General features: G+C 70.1%; 1 protein-coding gene. It reads right to left on the minus strand.

Translation table 11 applies throughout. The features are described from left to right. Positions 1–101 precede the first annotated feature (101 nt). Positions 102–1,370, minus strand: coding sequence for an ABC transporter substrate-binding protein (locus tag ABZ635_RS27090; protein WP_357770079.1), 1,269 nt, complete (start codon positions 1,368–1,370; stop codon positions 102–104). Between the last annotated feature and the right edge of the window lie 407 nt (positions 1,371–1,777).

Consider the following 1,777-nt stretch of genomic DNA (forward strand, 5'->3'; position numbering starts at 1 on the left):
GGGGCTGGTGCCCCGCACCCCCGGACGGTTCGCACGGTGTGCGGTGGGCGGCGCCGCTCGGCCGGGGTGTGGTGGCCCGTGGCGGGGCGGGTCGTCCGTGGTTACTCGTTGACGGAGTACTCCTCGAACCCGAGGGTCTCGTAGCCGTCGTCGCCGAAGTGGAAGACCTCGAAGGTGGCGGAGGTGGGGTCGCCGTTGTCGTCGAAGTCGATGTTGCCGCTGGTGCCCTGGAAGTCGATGGACTCACCGTCGGCGAGGAGGTCGCGGCACTCCTCGAAGGAGCCGCACGCGGTGCCTTCGGGGCGGCTGATCTCGGGCAGGTGCTCGACGTACTCGGCGGGGTCGACGGTCCCGGCGGACTCGGCGGCCAGGGCGATCGCGGTGACGCAGTCGAAGACCTGCGGCGCGAACTGGAAGACGTCGAGGTCGGGGTCGAAGGCGCGCAGGCCCTCGTTGAACTCGGGGTTGTCGGCACCGGGGGCGACGCCGGTGACGCCGGTGATGACGTCGGGGTCGTCCTCGTTGACGGTGGTGCCGAGCTCGGGGTCGTTCAGGCCGTCGGTGATGTAGAGCTGGTCGCCGGTGATGCCGGACTCGATGAGTTCGGCGATGACCTGGGCGCCCTCCTGGAAGGAGATCAGGGCGACGGCGTCGGGGTCGGCGTTGGAGACGGAGTTGACCACGGAGTCGTAGTTGGTGGCGTCCGGGTCGTAGTTCTCGGTCGCGACCACGTTCGCGCCCAGGGCCTCCAGTTCGGCCTCGACGGCGCTGCGGTAGCCGTCGCCGTAGTCGTCGGCGCGGGCGATGACGGCGACGTCGAAGGCGCCGTCGTCGACCATCTGGCGGGCCAGGACCGGACCGGAGAGGAGGTCGCTGGGCGCGGTGCGGAAGAAGTAGCCGTTGTCGTCGATGTCGCTGAGGTCGGGCGCCGTGTTGGAGCCGGAGCACTGGACGACGTTGGCGGAGGTGATGGTGTCGTAGCTGGCCTGCGTCATGGCGGAGGCGGCGGCGCCGATGACGGCGTTGACGTCGGCGGAGACGAGGTCGTTGGCGGCCTGGTTGGCCTGGGCCGCGTCGCCCGCCTCGTCGCCCTCGACGATGGCGGGGACCTGGGTGCCCAGGATGCCGCCGGCGTTGTTGATCTCGTCGATGGCGTACTTGGCGGCGGTGATCTGGGGCGGGCCGAGGAAGGCCAGGCTGCCGGTCTGCGGGTAGAGGATGCCGAAGGTGAACTCCTCGCCGGAGCCGCCGTTGCCGTCGTTGCCGCCGTCGGCGCTGTCGCCGCCGGCGTCCCCGTTGCCACACGCGGTGAGCCCGAGCACGAGGGCCGCGGTTGCGGCAGTGAGGCTCAGGAACTTCTTGCTTGCCATGTTCGTGGTCACTCCGTTCAACCGGCTGTTCTGCGCAGCCGTGCCGATTGTGCTGTCGCGTCCTGTTGCCCGTTATGTGTGGCATGACTTCATCAGGAGCGTTAGCGGAGCTTAATCCGGTATCGGGTGCCTGCGGAAGCGGCGGGGGGCCGTTGCGTCTCAGTCGCCTTCTGCTCGTTATGACTCTGTAGCCGGGTGGCTGGTGGTGACTGGACGAGTGCCGCGTGTGCTGTGGGGTGGAGTGGCTGGTTGTCGCGGTTCGGGGACGAGGCGTGTCGGTTCGTCCAGCGAGCCGGGGAGACGGGCTCGGGCGTTAGGCGAGCTTCACGCCAAACCCTGGGTCCGCTAACGGCGGCGGGGGGGGGGGGGGGGGGCCCCCCCCCCCCCCCCCGGGCCCGCCGCAGAGA

The organism is Nocardiopsis sp. NPDC007018 (genome assembly GCF_040635075.1).
Taxonomy (GTDB): Bacteria; Actinomycetota; Actinomycetes; order Streptosporangiales; family Streptosporangiaceae; genus Nocardiopsis.